This window comes from Reyranella sp. GW821-FHT12G01 (assembly GCF_058806575.1).
The window spans coordinates 3,582,865-3,597,740 of record NZ_JBXAPV010000001.1; the positions used below are offsets into that span (position 1 = coordinate 3,582,865).

At 65.0% G+C, this 14,876-nt stretch carries 13 protein-coding genes; 7 read left to right on the forward strand and 6 right to left on the reverse strand.

From position 1 onward, the window contains the following. The first annotated feature begins 7 nt into the window (after window positions 1–7). Together AC1RP5_RS17340 and AC1RP5_RS17345 are read left to right on the forward strand one after the other, a co-directional pair. Window positions 8–1,174, forward strand: coding sequence for an acyl-CoA dehydrogenase family protein (locus AC1RP5_RS17340; protein ID WP_493112539.1), 1,167 nt, complete (start codon window positions 8–10; stop codon window positions 1,172–1,174). Continuing rightward, window positions 1,171–2,298, forward strand: a complete 1,128-nt coding sequence (locus tag AC1RP5_RS17345) for a CaiB/BaiF CoA transferase family protein (RefSeq protein ID WP_493112541.1) — start codon at window positions 1,171–1,173, stop codon at window positions 2,296–2,298. Before AC1RP5_RS17340 ends, AC1RP5_RS17345 begins: the two co-directional genes overlap by 4 nt. 13 nt (window positions 2,299–2,311) lie before the next feature. Here the strand turns inward: AC1RP5_RS17345 and AC1RP5_RS17350 are convergent, their stop codons facing one another. The 3 genes from AC1RP5_RS17350 to trxB all read right to left on the reverse strand — a co-directional run bounded on the left by AC1RP5_RS17350 (window position 2,312) and on the right by trxB (window position 5,465). Further along, window positions 2,312–3,190 carry a DUF6492 family protein gene (locus AC1RP5_RS17350; RefSeq protein WP_493112543.1) on the reverse strand — a complete coding sequence of 293 codons (879 nt, stop codon included), beginning with the start codon at window positions 3,188–3,190 and terminating at the stop codon, window positions 2,312–2,314. A 384-nt stretch (window positions 3,191–3,574) separates the two neighbouring features. Next, on the reverse strand, window positions 3,575–4,462 hold the full coding sequence (locus AC1RP5_RS17355; RefSeq protein WP_493112545.1) for a LysR family transcriptional regulator: 888 nt from the start codon (window positions 4,460–4,462) through the stop codon (window positions 3,575–3,577). Between the two features lie 31 nt (window positions 4,463–4,493). Further along, on the reverse strand, window positions 4,494–5,465 hold the full coding sequence (trxB, locus tag AC1RP5_RS17360; RefSeq protein ID WP_493112546.1) for a thioredoxin-disulfide reductase: 972 nt from the start codon (window positions 5,463–5,465) through the stop codon (window positions 4,494–4,496). Window positions 5,466–5,642: 177 nt separating this feature from the next. On the opposite strand from trxB, the gene AC1RP5_RS17365 reads away from it, so the two are divergent. The 3 genes from AC1RP5_RS17365 to AC1RP5_RS17375 all read left to right on the forward strand — a co-directional run bounded on the left by AC1RP5_RS17365 (window position 5,643) and on the right by AC1RP5_RS17375 (window position 7,192). Further along, a complete protein-coding gene (locus tag AC1RP5_RS17365) occupies window positions 5,643–6,122 on the forward strand; it encodes an Lrp/AsnC family transcriptional regulator (RefSeq protein ID WP_230552712.1) in 480 nt (159 codons plus the stop codon). 39 nt (window positions 6,123–6,161) lie between these two features. Then, window positions 6,162–6,533, forward strand: a complete 372-nt coding sequence (locus tag AC1RP5_RS17370) for a nuclear transport factor 2 family protein (protein ID WP_493112547.1) — start codon at window positions 6,162–6,164, stop codon at window positions 6,531–6,533. A gap of 92 nt (window positions 6,534–6,625) precedes the next feature. After that, window positions 6,626–7,192, forward strand: coding sequence for an inner membrane-spanning protein YciB (locus tag AC1RP5_RS17375; RefSeq protein ID WP_493112548.1), 567 nt, complete (start codon window positions 6,626–6,628; stop codon window positions 7,190–7,192). Here the strand turns inward: AC1RP5_RS17375 and greA are convergent. From greA to carA, 3 genes are all read right to left on the reverse strand, one after another. Continuing rightward, a complete protein-coding gene (greA, locus tag AC1RP5_RS17380) occupies window positions 7,185–7,658 on the reverse strand; it encodes a transcription elongation factor GreA (protein WP_493112550.1) in 474 nt (157 codons plus the stop codon). The genes AC1RP5_RS17375 and greA overlap by 8 nt on opposite strands. A gap of 92 nt (window positions 7,659–7,750) precedes the next feature. Continuing rightward, window positions 7,751–10,996, reverse strand: a complete 3,246-nt coding sequence (gene carB / locus AC1RP5_RS17385; RefSeq protein ID WP_493112551.1) for a carbamoyl-phosphate synthase large subunit — start codon at window positions 10,994–10,996, stop codon at window positions 7,751–7,753. Between the two features lie 7 nt (window positions 10,997–11,003). After that, complete coding sequence (carA, locus tag AC1RP5_RS17390) at window positions 11,004–12,188, reverse strand: glutamine-hydrolyzing carbamoyl-phosphate synthase small subunit (RefSeq protein ID WP_493112553.1); 1,185 nt, start codon at window positions 12,186–12,188, stop codon at window positions 11,004–11,006. A 223-nt stretch (window positions 12,189–12,411) separates the two neighbouring features. On the opposite strand from carA, the gene AC1RP5_RS17395 reads away from it, so the two are divergent. Together AC1RP5_RS17395 and dnaG are read left to right on the forward strand one after the other, a co-directional pair. Further along, entirely contained in the window at window positions 12,412–12,870 is a 459-nt protein-coding gene (locus AC1RP5_RS17395; RefSeq protein ID WP_493112555.1) for a GatB/YqeY domain-containing protein, read from the forward strand. 53 nt (window positions 12,871–12,923) lie between these two features. Beyond that, on the forward strand, window positions 12,924–14,807 hold the full coding sequence (dnaG, locus tag AC1RP5_RS17400) for a DNA primase (protein WP_493112557.1): 1,884 nt from the start codon (window positions 12,924–12,926) through the stop codon (window positions 14,805–14,807). Window positions 14,808–14,876 lie beyond the last annotated feature (69 nt).

Sequence of the window (14,876 nt, forward strand, 5' to 3'; positions counted from 1 at the left end):
GATCGAGATGGATTTCGAGCCCAGCGAAGAACAGCAGCTGCTGATAGATCAGGTCCGCCGGTTTGTGCGGGAAGAGATCATCCCGCTCGAAGCAAAGCTCGATCCCGATGCGTCCGAACTCGATCCCGCCGATCACGCGCGGCTGGTCGAGAAGACCAAGGCAATGGGCCTGTTCGGCATCGACATCCCGAAGGAATATGGCGGTCCCGACATCGACATCGTGACGCGTGTGCTGCTGGCCATCGAGATGGCGCAGCATCGCGCCGGTCTCTACGTGCCCTGCTACGGCACCTTCGGCGGCGCCGGCCTCGCACAGATCTTCGAGGCCAACGACGACCAGAAGGAACGCTACCTCTATCCGACCTTGCGCGGCGAGAAGAAGGCCTTCTTCGGCCTGACCGAGCCGTCGGGCGGCAGCGATCCCGCGCGCGCGATCCAGACGAAAGCCGAGCGCAAGGACAATGGCTGGGTGCTGAACGGCGCCAAGATCTTCATCTCCAATGCCGATCGCGCGCAGTACGGCATCGTCTTCGCCCGCACCGATTCGTCGAAGGGCCGCGCCGGTATCACCTGCTTCATCATCGACAGCGACACGCCGGGCTTCCACGTGCGCCGCGTCGTGCACACCTTGCGCTCCTCGCACTATGCGACCGAGCTCGAGTTCAAGGATTGCTGGGTCAGCGATCACCAGGTGCTGGGCGAAGTGAACAAGGGTTTCGCCGTCGCCAACGATCGCCTGACCCGCCAGCGCATCCCCTACGCCGCCGGCTGCATCGGCGTCGCCATCGCCGCGCACGAGATGGCGATCGAATGGGCCAAGATGCGCTCGACCTTCGGCGAGAAGCTGTCGCATCGCCAGGCCGTGCAATGGATGCTGGTCGACAACGAGATCGACATCCGCACCGCACGGCACTTCACGCTAGAAGCCGCCGAGAAGGCGCGTCGCGGTCTGCCCTTCAAGATCGAAGCCTCGATCGCCAAGCTCACGGCCTCGGAAGGCGGCGGCCGGGTGGTCGATCGCGCGATGCAGATCCATGGCGGCATGGGCATGACCAAGGATCTGCCGCTGGAGCGCTGGTATCGCGAGATGCGCATCCGCCGCGTCGGCGAGGGCCCCAGCGAGGTCCAGCGCATGGTGATCGCGCGCGAGATTTTGGGAAGCAATCTGCGATGAGCGCCGCGCCCGGCCCTCTCTCAGGCATCAAGGTCGTCGAGTTCGGCCAGAACCTGGCCGGCCCCTATTGCGGACAGATCCTGGCCTTCCTCGGCGCCGAGGTGATCAAGGTCGAGCGCCCCGAGGGCGACGATGCGCGCAAATGGGGACCTCCCTTCGTCGAGGGCGATGCGACCGGCTTCATCGCGCTGAACCGCGGCAAGAAGTCGATCACCTGCGATCTTGGCGATCCGGCGCAGCGCGAGGCCCTGATCGAGCGCATCGGCGACGCCGACATCTTCGTCCACAATCTGCGCGCCGACGTGCCGGCCAAATTCGGCTTCGACGGCGCGACACTCACCAAACGCTTCCCGCGCCTGATCTATGCCGATCTCGGCGCCTTCGGCCATGCCGGCCCGTGGAAGGACCGGCCGGGCTACGAGCCGATCATCCAGGCCGTCGCCGGCCTCATCTCGCTGAACGGCGATCCGACCGGCCCCGAGGCCCGCATCGGCGTGTCGATCATCGACCTGTCGACCGGCATGTGGACGGCGATCGGCGTGCTGGCGGCGCTGGCCAAACGAACAGCCACCGGCGAGGGCAGCCTGGTGAACACCTCGCTGTTCGAGAGCGGGCTGATGTGGGCGTCCAACCATGTCGCGGGCTGGTCGGTGACCGGCAAGATGCCGCCGCGCCAGGGCACGGGCCATCCGTCGCTCACGCCCTATCAGGCTTTCGAGTGCAGCGACGGGCCGCTGATGATCTGCCCGGGCAACGACCGGCTGTGGCGCAAGTTCGCTGAGGCGCTGGGCCATCCCGAATGGCCCGACGAGGACCGGTTCAAGACCAACGTCCAGCGGGCAGAGCGGCGCGAGCTGCTTCTGGGCATGATCGCCGACATCATGAAGCCCCATCCCCGCGCCTACTGGGCCGCCAAGCTCGATGCGCTGGGCGTGCCCAACGGGCCGCTGAACTCGGTGCCGCAGGTGATGGAGCTGGCCCAGGTCGCCGCGCTGGCGATGTTCATGCAGCCCTATACGGGATCGAATGCCCTCTTCCACGGCCTGCCGCTCAGCATCGACGGGCAGCGAGCGGGCGGCATGGAGACTGCGCCGAAGATCGGCGAACACAACGGTGAAGTCTGACGGTTAGACCTGACTAACCGACGAAGCTCAGGCAGTAGTCGCGCACCTGCTGGAGCGGGATGCGCGCGTGGCTCTGCACGATGATGAATTTGCCGCCGGGGTCGGTGCCGTTCGGCAACTTGACCAGGCGCTCGAAGTCATCGGCGCCCCAGACGCAGGATTGTTCCGAGAAGAGCTGGACGTCGGCCGTGTAACAGGTGTCCCACTCGGTGTGATAGTCGTAGAGCGTGCCGTTGATTTCCGCCGTGCTGGTGTAGAGCGAATACTCCGTCCACGGCACAAGTCCGGGCCGGCGCACCTTCCACAGGAGCAACGAGGCCATCGGCCCGAAGCGCGGTCCCTGCAGCCGGTCCATGGTCTGGCGGGCCAGATCGCCGTGCAGGATGTTGGGCGTCACCGAGAGGCCATGGGACTTCGGATCGTAGGGAATGCCAATGACTTCGGCCGCGCTCTTCCACCAGTCGTGATGCTGTTTGGGCTCCCAGCGCGACAGCGCGCGGTCGTGCTGCAGGAAGGTCTGCGAATCGAAGTCGCCGACGCAACAGACATCCGAATCCAGCGTGAAGTATCCGTGGAAGCCAAGGACGGCCGGCACGTGCAGTTTCACGACCTGCTGCCGGTACCATCCCGTCATCAGATAGAAGGGACTGAACGCCGGGAAGAAATCGCTCTCGCGGCGGACCGTGACGTCGATGTTCGGGAAGCGCGGCAGGTTGGTGCGCAACAAATCCGCGTCGCGATTGGGCGCGATGATCAGGAGTTCGAAAGGCTTGGAGTCGCACCAATGCTTGGCCAGCGACTCGATCAGGAGGCCGGCGCGTTCAAGGTCGCCCAGGCGCTTTATGTTGCGCAGTGCGAGGGGAAGAATTCCTTGTCTGATTTCAGAGAACATGGCCGGCTACTCTGAAACTACATATGGTCAATGGGCGGGCCTACATCAATTGATAGGCAGTCGCGACTATTGCTCCAATCAGCGGCACATCGACCCACATTTTTAACGCGGATAGCAGAGACGCAGGACTTCCTGCGGCCAGCACGCGCAAAAAAAACGCCGGGCCCAAAGGCCCGGCGAGTCAAACAGGGAGGCTTCACGTCTGGGAGACGTGGGATCATGAGGATCCCGAGTTTCGAACGCGATCAGCCGAAACCGTTCGTGTCGAAAACCTGCACTCAACCTATGCCTCATGGGCAAGATTGGTAGTGGTGAAGTTTTGGACACTGGCATGCGGCGTGCGCATGCCTTTCATCGACTATGCAATCCTGCAGGTCTCGCCTATCAGAAACGTGTCTCCGCTACCTTCCGCAGCAAGAAATCGCGGAATACAGCGATGCGCTTCGAATGCCTCAGCTCTTCAGGGTAGGTGAAATACACATCGGTGGTGCGGACATTCAGATCGGGCAGGAGCATCTCGAGCTTGGTGGATTCCCGCGCCAGATAGTCAGGCAGCGAGGCGATGCCGAGCCCGGATTCGACGGCCCGGAAGATGCCGTAGACGTTGTTCACCCGCAGCACGACGGTCCGGCCTTGCTCCAGGTTTCCCTCCCGCAGCAGCCAGTTCACGTCCTGGACCGGGGCGCGCGCATCCTCGCCGAAGATGATGAGGCGGTGCTGGTCGAGCTCCTCGATCGTGGTGGGCTTGCCGTACTTCTGGACGTAGCCGTGCGAGGCGTAGACGTGGCTGCGGACCGTCAGCAGATGGCGCTGAACGAGGCCGGGCTGGCGCGGCATGACCATGCGGATGGCCACGTCGGCCTCGCGCATGCCGAGGTCCAGTTCGTTGTCGGACAGGACGAGGCTGACGTCGATCTCGGGATAGAGCGCGATGAACTCGTGCATCTGCGCGGTGAGCCAGGTCGAGCCGAAGCCGATCGTCGTCGTGACCTTGAGACGGCCGGCGGGCTTGTCCTGGTTGGCGCGCAACAGCGCCTCGGCGGTGTTGACCTTGGCGGCCATGTCGCGCGCGGTGCGATAGAGCAGCTCGCCCTGCTCGGTGAGGATGAGGCCGCGCGCATGGCGATGGAACAGCATGACGCCGAGCTGTTCCTCGAGCGCGCCGATCTGGCGCGAAATGGCCGACTGGCTGAGCTTCAGTGATTCGCCGGCATGCGTGAAGCTGCCGGCGTCGGCCACGGCCTGGAATATCCGCAGCTTGTCCCAGTCCATTTCATTGCCTCCCCTGTCCACGCCGGCCACCCTATTCGGCGGCCTGTGCGTGCCGTGCCTCCTGCGCTGCCAGCCACTTCTCGGCCTCGAGTGCGGCCATGCAACCCGTGCCCGCGGCCGTGACGGCCTGCCGGAAGACCTTGTCCTGAACGTCGCCCGCCGCGTAGACGCCCTCGATGTTCGTCGCGGTCGAGTCAGGCCGGGTGATCAGATAGCCCTCGCCGTCCATGTCGAGCTTGCCCTTGAACAGCTCGGTATTGGGCGAATGGCCGATCGCCACGAAGAAACCATCGGTCTTGATGTCGTGCACGGCGCCCGTCTTCACGTTGCGCAGGCGCGCGCCGGTGACGATTGGCGCCGGCGTCTTTTCGCCGAGCACCTCGTCGACCACGTGGTCCCAAACGACGGTGACCTTCGGGTTCTTGAACAGGCGATCCTGCAGGATCTTCTCGGCGCGGAAGCTGTCGCGGCGATGGACCAGCGTCACCTTCGAGGCATGATGAGTGAGGTACAGTGCTTCTTCGACGGCCGTGTTGCCGCCGCCCACAACCACGACATCCTTGCCGCGGAAGAAGAAACCGTCACAGGTCGCGCAGGCCGACACACCGCCGCCGCGGAACGTCTCCTCGGTCGGAATGCCGAGCCAGCGCGCCGTGGCACCCGTCGCGATGATCAGCGCATCGGCCTCGTAGCGATCGCCGGAATCGCCCATGCAGACGAACGGCCGCCGGGTCACGTCGATGTCCACGATCGTGTCGAAGAACAGCTGCGTGCCGACATGCTCGGCCTGCTTCTGCATCTGCTCCATCAGCCACGGCCCCTGGATCACGTCCGCGAAGCCCGGATAATTCTCCACGTCGGTCGTGATCGTGAGCTGCCCGCCGGGCTGGATGCCCTGCACCAGCATGGGCTTAAGGCTGGCGCGGGCAGCGTAGATCGCCGCCGTGTATCCCGCCGGTCCGGAACCAAGGATCATCACCTTGCTTCGATGAGTTGCTGCCATGTCCGCTCCGCATCCCGCCAACTGCATATCTTTCACATATATGCAAACCTCGCCCGCGTTGCACGGGTAGATGTCGATTTCACACGCAATTGTTCACAGCCAACCGGCGAATTCTCGCAACTTTATTGCGTGCGTGGCATGGTTCTGGCATAGACCGCGGCCAACGGAGGAAAACGAATGGCTCGGGCCAAGCTCGATCGAATTGACCGGCGAATTCTAAGCGACCTGCAGTCCAATGGACGCATGACCAATGTGGAGCTGGCCGAAAGGGCCGGCATATCGGCACCGCCCTGCCTGCGCCGCGTCAGGGCCCTGGAGCGGGCCGGAATCATCAAGGGCTACCACGCCGAACTCAGCCCCGAAGCGCTGGGCTACAGCGTGTCGGTGTTCGCCCTGGTGGGCCTGAACAGCCAGGCCGAGGCCGATCTCAAGTCCTTCGAGGAGCTGATCGAGAAGTGGGACGAGGTCCGCGAGTGCCACATGCTGGCCGGCGAGGCCGACTTCCTGCTCAAGATCGTGGCCGAGACCTGGGACGAATATCAGAAGTTCCTGACGACCCGCCTCACCTCGGCGCCCAACGTCAGCCACGTGAAGTCGATGATGGTGTTCCGCACCGCCAAGCAGGTTCCCGGTGTTCCGATCTCGACTGAGGCCTAGCCTCCGTCGAGAGGTGGCGACACCAGAGCAAGGATCCCAATGACCGACGTCACCTTCGAGATTCTGCATCGCGTCGCCGACGCCTTCGCGCGGCGCGACGTCGACGGGATCGTCAATTCCTTCGCCGAGGACGGTGAGTTCCGAAACGCCAAGGGGCCCGACTACTGGGGCCAGAGCTTCAAGGGCAAGGCTGCGATCCGCAGCTACTTCGAGCCCCTGTTCGCCGCCGCCAGCGACGTGAAGTGGAACCACACCAACGAATTCATCCACGGCGACCGGGCTGTCACCGAATGGCACCGGATCGCGACCCTGAAGACTGGCGAGCGGCAGGAGTGGCTGGGCTGCGACCTCTACACCTTCCGGCGCGGCCTGATCGTGATGAAGGATACCTACATAAAAGTCGTCGTCTGACGCCTGGAATTCTCTTGCGGGGAACGGCGTGTATTGATAGCGTGACTTAAATACACAGCGTTGTCATAAAGACATCGGTGGAGTCGCGAGCCATGAAGAACCTCTTCCAGGCGTCCAAGGTCCTGCTCCTCGACCTCGCCTCGACCCTGCTCTTCCTCGGCGTCTATGTCGTCACCGACAATCTCTTCCTGGCGGTCGGGCTGGGCATGGCGCTGGGCCTTGGCCAGATCGCCTGGCAGCTCGTCCACAGGCAGCCCGTCGAGACGCTGCAGTGGCTGAGCCTCGTCATCATCCTGGCGTCGGGAACGGCCACGTTCCTCACCGACGATCCGGTCTTCATCATGCTGAAGCCCAGCATCGTCTATGTCGTCGTCGGGCTGGTGATGCTGAAACGCGGCTGGATGAACCGCTACCTGCCGCCGATCGCGCAGGCGACCGTGCCGGACCTCGGAATCACCTTCGGCTATGTCTGGGCCGGAATGATGTTCTTCTCGGCAGCGCTCAACATCGTGCTGGCGCTGACACTCGACGTCACGACCTGGGCGGCCGTGAAATCGGTCTGGGCCATCGCCAGCAAGGTGGGCCTGTTCGGGATCCAGTACGCGGTCATGAAGTCGACCGGCATGCGCCGGGCGCGCTCCATGATGGCGACTAGTTGAACTGCACGCCCACCACTTCGTAGGACTTGCCGCCGCGCGGCGTCTGGACCTCGACAGTGTCGCCGACGGTCTTGCCGATCAGGGCCCGGCCGATCGGCGAGGTGATTGAGATCCGGCCCTTGGCGAGGTCGGCCTCGTAGGGGCCGACGATCTGGTACTTCACCGTCTCGTCGGTGTCCTCGTCGGCCAGGCGCACGGTGGCGCCGAACTTGATGATCTTGCCGGTCAGCTTGGAGAAATCGATCACCTCGGTCCGCGAGATGATGTCCTCGAGCTCGGCGATACGACCTTCGATGAAGCTCTGCTTTTCGCGCGCAGACGTATACTCGGCGTTCTCCGAGAGATCGCCATGCTCGCGCGCCGTAGCGATCGCCTTGATGATCGCCGGGCGCTCCACGCTCTTCAGCACTTTCAGTTCGCCTTCGAGGCGCTGAAGCCCCTCGGCAGTCATGGGAATACGTTCCATCGCCAAATCGTCCTTGATCAATCGTACCGCGTCAACGCCGAACGCACCCGGAAACGGGTTGCATTCGGCCACGTTGCAGGAAAGAGCGGCGGCTAAAAGGCTGTCTTGAAGTAGGATTGCAGTGGCGCCACCTCGAGCGCGCCCTCCTTGACCGCAGCGATGCCCTCGACCGCCGCCTTTGCCCCCGCGACGGTCGTATAATAGGCGATCTTGTGCATCAGGGCGGTGCGTCGCAGCGTGAAGCTGTCGGTCAAGGCGCTGGCGCCATCGACCGTGTTGAAGACGAGTTGCACCTTGCCGTCCTTCATCAGGTCGACGATGTGCGGCCGGCCTTCGAGCACCTTGTTGACCTGCTGCGCCTCGATCGAGTGCTTGGCGAGGAACTCCGCCGTGCCGCGGGTCGCCACGATCTTGAAGCCCAGTTCGACCAGGCGCTTCAGCGGCTTCACCATCGCCTGCTTGTCCGGATCCTTCACCGACACGAAGACAGTGCCCTCGACCGGCACCTTGCTGCCGGCGCCGAGCTGCGACTTGGCGAAGGCACGGCCGAAATCCATGTCGAGGCCCATGACCTCGCCGGTCGAGCGCATCTCGGGCCCGAGGATGATGTCGACGCCGGGGAAGCGCGCAAAGGGGAACACCGCTTCCTTGACCGCGATGTGCTTGGCCTTCGACTTCTTGACGCCCAGCGCCTTCAACGGCTCACCGGCCATCAGGCGGGCGGCGAACTTGGCGATCGGCTGGCCGGTCGCCTTGGCGACGAACGGCACGGTGCGGCTGGCGCGCGGATTGACCTCGAGGACATAGACCTCGCCGTCCTTCACCGCGAACTGCACGTTCATGAGACCGACAACGTGGAGCGCCTTGGCCATTGCCTCGGTCTGACGCTCGATCTCGGCGATGATCTTTGCCGGCAGCGAGTAAGGCGGCAGCGAGCAGGCCGAGTCGCCGGAATGAATTCCCGCTTCCTCGATATGCTCCATGATGCCGGCGACGAACACGTTCTGGTCCTTGTCGGCCAGCGCATCGACGTCGACCTCGATGGCGTCGCGCAGATAGGAGTCGACCAGCACCGGGTTGCTGCCCGACACCTTCACGGCGTCGCGCATGTAACGCTCGATCGCTTGCCGGTCGTAGACGATCTGCATCGCGCGGCCGCCCAGCACGTAGGACGGGCGGATGACGACCGGGTAGCCGATCTTCTCGGCGATCTCGATCGCCTGCTTCTCCGACGTCGCCGTGCCGTTGGCCGGCTGGCGGAGCTTCAGCTCGTGGATCAACTTCTGGAAGCGCTCGCGGTCCTCGGCGAGATCGATCGCGTCGGGCGACGTGCCCAGGATCGGGATGCCCGCGGCTTCCAGCGGCTTGGCGAGCTTGAGCGGCGTCTGGCCGCCGAACTGCACGATCAGGCCCATCAGTTCGCCGTTGCGGCGCTCGACCTCGACCAGCTCGATCACGTCCTCGGCGGTCAGCGGCTCGAAGTAGAGACGGTCGGCCGTGTCGTAGTCGGTCGACACCGTCTCGGGATTGCAGTTGACCATGATGGTCTCGTAGCCGGCATCGCGCAGCGCGTAGACGGCATGGACGCAGCAATAGTCGAACTCGATGCCCTGGCCGATGCGGTTCGGACCGCCGCCCAGGATGATGACCTTGCGCTTGTCGGTCGGCTGCGCCTCGCACTCCGCGGGCCGCACGCCGTCGCCCTCGTAGCAGGAGTAGAGATAGGGCGTACGCGATTCGAACTCGGCGGCGCAGGTGTCGATGCGCTTGAAGACCGGCCGTACGCCCATTGCACGGCGCTTCTTCGCAACGTCGGCCGTGGACTGCCTGGTGAGCTCACCCAGACGCTCGTCCGAGAAGCCCTTCTTCTTCACGTCGAAAAACGCCTTGGCGTCCTTCGGCAGGCCGTTCTTGCGCAGGTCCGCCTCGAGGCTGACGAGCTGCTCGATCTGGCGCAGGAACCAAGGCTCGTACTTGGAGGCCTGCGCGATCTCCTCGACATTCAGGCCGTAGCGGAAGGCCTGGGCGATCACGAGGATGCGGTCGGGCGTCGGCCGCGCCAGCGCGCCCACGATGGCGGACTTGTCGGGCGCACCCTTGATCTCGATCTCGTTCAGGCCGGTCAAGCCCGTCTCCATCGAGCGCAGCGCCTTCTGCAGCGATTCCTGGAAGGTACGGCCGATCGACATCGCCTCGCCGACGCTCTTCATCGAGGTGTTGAGCAGCGGCTCCGCGCCGGGGAACTTCTCGAACGCGAAGCGCGGCATCTTGGTGACGACGTAGTCGATCGTCGGTTCGAACGAGGCCGGCGTTTCGCCGGTGATGTCGTTCAGCAGCTCATCGAGCGTGTAGCCGACGGCCAGCCGCGCCGCGACCTTGGCGATCGGGAAGCCCGTGGCCTTCGAGGCCAGCGCCGAGGAGCGCGACACGCGCGGATTCATCTCGATCACGACCATGCGGCCGGTCGCCGGATCGACGGCGAACTGCACGTTCGAACCGCCGGTATCGACGCCGATCTCGCGCAGGCACGCGATCGAGGCGTCGCGCATGATCTGGTATTCCTTGTCGGTGAGCGTCAGCGCCGGCGCGACGGTGACCGAATCGCCGGTATGCACGCCCATCGGATCGACGTTCTCGATCGAGCAGATGATGATGCAGTTGTCGTTGCGGTCGCGCACGACCTCCATCTCGTACTCTTTCCAGCCGAGCACCGATTCCTCGACCAGCACCTCGCCGACCGGCGAGGCGTCGACGCCGCCGGCCACGATCTCGAAATATTCGTCGCGGTTGTAGGCGATGCCGCCGCCGGTGCCGCCCAGGGTGAAGGACGGGCGGATGATCGCCGGCAGGCCGACGCGGTCGAGTGCCGTCGCGGCCTCTTCGCGATTGTGCACGACCTCGCTCTTCGGGCAGGTCAGCCCGATCTTGGTCATGGCGTCGCGGAACAGCAGACGGTCCTCGGCCTTGTCGATTGCCTCGGCATTGGCGCCGATCAACTCGACGCCGTACTTCACCAGGCGCCCGTCGCGATGCAGCGACATCGCCGTGTTGAGCGCGGTCTGTCCTCCCATCGTCGGCAGGATGGCGTCGGGCTTTTCCTTCTCGATGATGCGCGCCACGAAGTCGGGCGTGATCGGCTCGACATAGGTCGCATCGACCAGACCCGGATCGGTCATGATCGTGGCCGGGTTCGAGTTGATCAGGATGACGCGATAGCCTTCGTCCTTCAGCGCCTTGCAGGCCTGGACGCCGGAGTAATCGAACTCGCAGGCCTGACCGATGACGATCGGGCCGGCGCCGATGACGAGGATGGATTTGATGTCTGTGCGCTTGGGCATGATTTCTCTACTTGCCCTTGCTCGCGTCGATCATCTCGACGAAGCGGTCGAAGAGATAATGGCTGTCGGTTGGGCCAGGCGAGGCTTCGGGATGATATTGGACCGAGAAGGCCGGCTTGTCGGTGCAGCGCAGGCCTTCGTTGATGCCGTCGAACAGCGAGACGTGCGTCACCTCGGTGTTCTTGGGCAGTGATTCGGGAATGACGCAGAAGCCATGGTTCTGCGACGTGATCTCGACCTTGCCGGTCGTCAGGTCCTTGACCGGCTGGTTGGCGCCGCGATGGCCGCGTTCCATCTTGCGCGTCTTGCCGCCGAGCGTCAGCGCCAGGATCTGGTGGCCGAGGCAGATGCCGAACAGCGGCACCTTCTTGTCGAGCACGGCCTGGATGGCGGGCGACGCATAGACCGCCGTCGCCGCCGGATCGCCGGGGCCGTTGGAGAGGAACACGCCGTCGGGCTTGTGGCGCAGGATGTCGTCGGCCGTCGCTGTCGCCGGCACGACCGTGACCTTGCAGCCGGTGTTGGCGAGGCAGCGCAAGATGTTGCGCTTGGCGCCGTAGTCGACCGCGACGACATGATACTTCGGCTTGGTGAGCTTGCCGTAGCCCTGGCCCAGCGCCCACTTGGTCTCATCCCAATTGTAGGTCTGCTTGGTCGTGACCTCGAGAGCGAGATCCATGCCGTCGAGGCCCGGCCAGTCGAGCGCGATCTGGCGCATCTTGGGAATGTCGAACTTGCCGTCGGGCGCATGCACGACGACGCCGTTGGGCGGGCCGCCGTCGCGGATGCGGCGCGTGATGGCGCGCGTGTCGACGTCGCAGATACCCGGCAGATTGTGGCTCTTCAGCCAGTCGTTCAGCGGCTTCACCGAACGCCAATTCGCAGGCTCCGTGATGTCGCCGCGCAGGACGACGCCGCGGGCGGCCGGGGTGATCGTCTCGATGTCCTCGAGATTGGTGCCCACGTTGCCGATGTGCGGGAAGGTGAAGGTGATGATCTGGCCGGCATAGGAGGGATCGGTGATGATCTCCTGGTATCCGGTCATCGAGGTATTGAAGCAGACTTCGCCCACGGCATGGCCGGCGGCGCCCACTCCCTTGCCCCAGAAGACCGTGCCGTCGGCCAGCACGAGCGCGGCCGTGGCCCAACGCGGCGCGGCGTCATTGGCGCCGGCGGTCTTAGGTGAAGTCATGATGAATTAGTCCGTTCCGTGCCCGCACGGCCTCGCCCCGGGCCCGGTATGGGCGAGGCGATCGGCGAGCCGGGCGGTTTGTAACCAAGCCGCAGCAGAGGGTCAAGGCGCGCAAGGCAGCCAATTTCTAAGCTATTTCAATAACTTATTTACTTTGCCAACAGCGGGAGAGACGATTAGTTTCCGCCGCTTGGGCATACGGCCAACCAGTAGGACTGAAGCGATGCTGCGCGAAAAACTGACCGAAGCGATGAAAGACGCCATGCGCGCCAAGGATCAGGCCGCGCTGGGCACGATTCGGCTCATCTTGGCGAAGCTCAAGGATGCCGATATCGCCGCCCGCACCGAGGCCAGCCGCGACGGCGTGGCCGACGACCAGATCCTCTCGCTGATGCAGGGCATGATCAAACAGCGCAACGAATCGATCGCCCTGTATGACAAGGGCGGCCGAACCGACCTGGCCGACAAGGAAAAGGCCGAGATCGCCGTGATCGAGCGTTTCCTGCCCCAGCAGATGGACGAGGCCGCCGTCGACGCCGCCGTGCGCGAGGCGATCGCCGCCGCCGGCGCCACCTCGGTCAAGGACATGGGCGGCGTCATGGCGGCCTTGAAGGGCAAGTATGCCGGGCAGATGGACTTCGCCAAGGCATCGGCTGCGGTGAAGAAGGCGCTCGCCGGCTAGTCTTCCCCGCTATCCCCTATGGCGTGGCCCGGGTGCGAGGGCCATCTTAGGGGATGGCCTTCCCCCCCGGCTTTCTAGACGAACTGCGCGCGCGCCTCAGCCTGTCCGACATCGTCGGCCGGAAGGTGTCGCTGAAGCGCCGTTCGGGCGCCGAGTACGCGGGCCTTTGCCCTTTCCACAACGAAAAGTCGCCGTCCTTCACGGTTAACGACAAGAAGGGCTTCTATCACTGTTTCGGCTGCGGCGAGCATGGCGACGCGGTGGGCTTCGTCATGAAGACCGAGGGGCTTTCGTTCCCCGAATCGGTCGAGAAGCTCGCACGCGAGGTCAACCTGCCGGTGCCGCGCGCCACGCCGGCCGAGCGCGAGCGGGTCGAACGAGCCTCGACCCTGCAGCAGGTGGTCGAACTGGCGGCCCTCTGGTTCCAGAAGCAGCTCCGCCTGCCGGTCGGCCGGCAAGGCCTCGATTACCTGCGCGGACGCGGCCTTTCGGATGCGGTCATCGATCATTTCCGCCTGGGATTTGCGCCGGATTCACGCGATGGCGTGATCGCCGCGCTGAAGCGCGAGAACGTGCCGATCGACAAGATCGTCGAGGCTGGCCTCGCCATCCAGCCCGAGGACAGGCGCGAGCCCTACGACCGCTTCCGAGGGCGCGTGATGTTCGTCATCAACGACCGCCGCGGCCGGGCCATTGCCTTCGGCGGCCGCGTCATGGGCACCGGCGAGCCCAAGTACCTCAACTCACCGGAGACGCCGCTCTTTCACAAGGGCGCCAATCTCTACTGCCTCGACCTTGCCCGTCAGGCGGTGACCAAGGATCAGCCGGTCATCGTGGCGGAAGGCTACATGGACGTGATCGCCCTGCATGGCGCGGGCTTCACGGGCGCCGTCGCGCCCCTCGGAACGGCGCTCACCGAAGGCCAGCTGGGCGAGCTGTGGAAGCTGGCTGATGAGCCCTATCTCTGCTTCGACGGCGACAATGCCGGGCGCCGCGCCATGTCCCGCGCCGCCGAACGCGCCCTGCCCTTGCTGCGCCCCGGCAAGAGCCTGCGCTTCCTGGCGCTGCCCGCCGGCGAGGATCCCGACAGCCTGATTCGCAAGAACGGACCGGAGGCGGTGCGCCGCGCGCTCGACCTCGCCCGCCCCCTGTCCGATGTCGTCTGGGACCTCGAAACCGAGGGCAAGCCGACCGATACGCCGGAGCGGCGGGCGAGCCTGCAGCACAGCATCGAGCAGCGGGTCGGCGAGATCGCCGATCCCGTCGTCCGCGACTACTACAAGACCGAGATGCGCAACCGGCTGTACCGCATGCGCCGGCCCCAGACGCCGGCCTGGCAGCCGGGCGGCGGCGCGGCCCGGCGGCCGTTCCGCCGGCCGGGCGACCCGGAGCTCGCGCCCTTTGCCGCCGGCTCGGCGGCGCAGCGAGCCGGGAACGATCTCGACGGCTCCCGCCAGGAGCGGATCCTGCTGGGCGCCCTGATCGAACGGCCGGCCCTGCTCCACATTCTTGCCGAGGACCTGGCGGCTTTGCCGATCGCCAATGCCGAGCTGATCCGGCTGCGCAGCGGCCTGCTGGACGCCCTGTCGATGGTCCCGTCGGGGGTCGATCCGGCGGCCGACGAGGCGGCGGGCGACCCGTCGCTGGAGGCGCAGTTGATCGAGCAGCATCTCGAGAGAAGCGGTCTCGGCCGGCTGGCGGCGGCGGCCCGGACCAAGGCCCGCGAGGCGTTCCGCGACGACCCGGCGGACGCCGACGGCTGGGTCGGCCAGTGGCGCCGGGCTGCGCGCCACATGAGCCAGTTGCAGGCCGATCCCGAGGAGCTGAAACGGGCCGAGGAGGCCCTTGCCGAGGACATGTCGGAGGACAATTTGCGTCGACTCCAGGCGATTCTCGACCGGATGCGGCGCGAAAGCATCGAATCCAATGCCGGGTAAGGTTCCCGCGAGGAATCCGAGGCCCTCCCCTATCGCTGCTTGCAGTGAAGCCCCATATAGTAGAAGGGT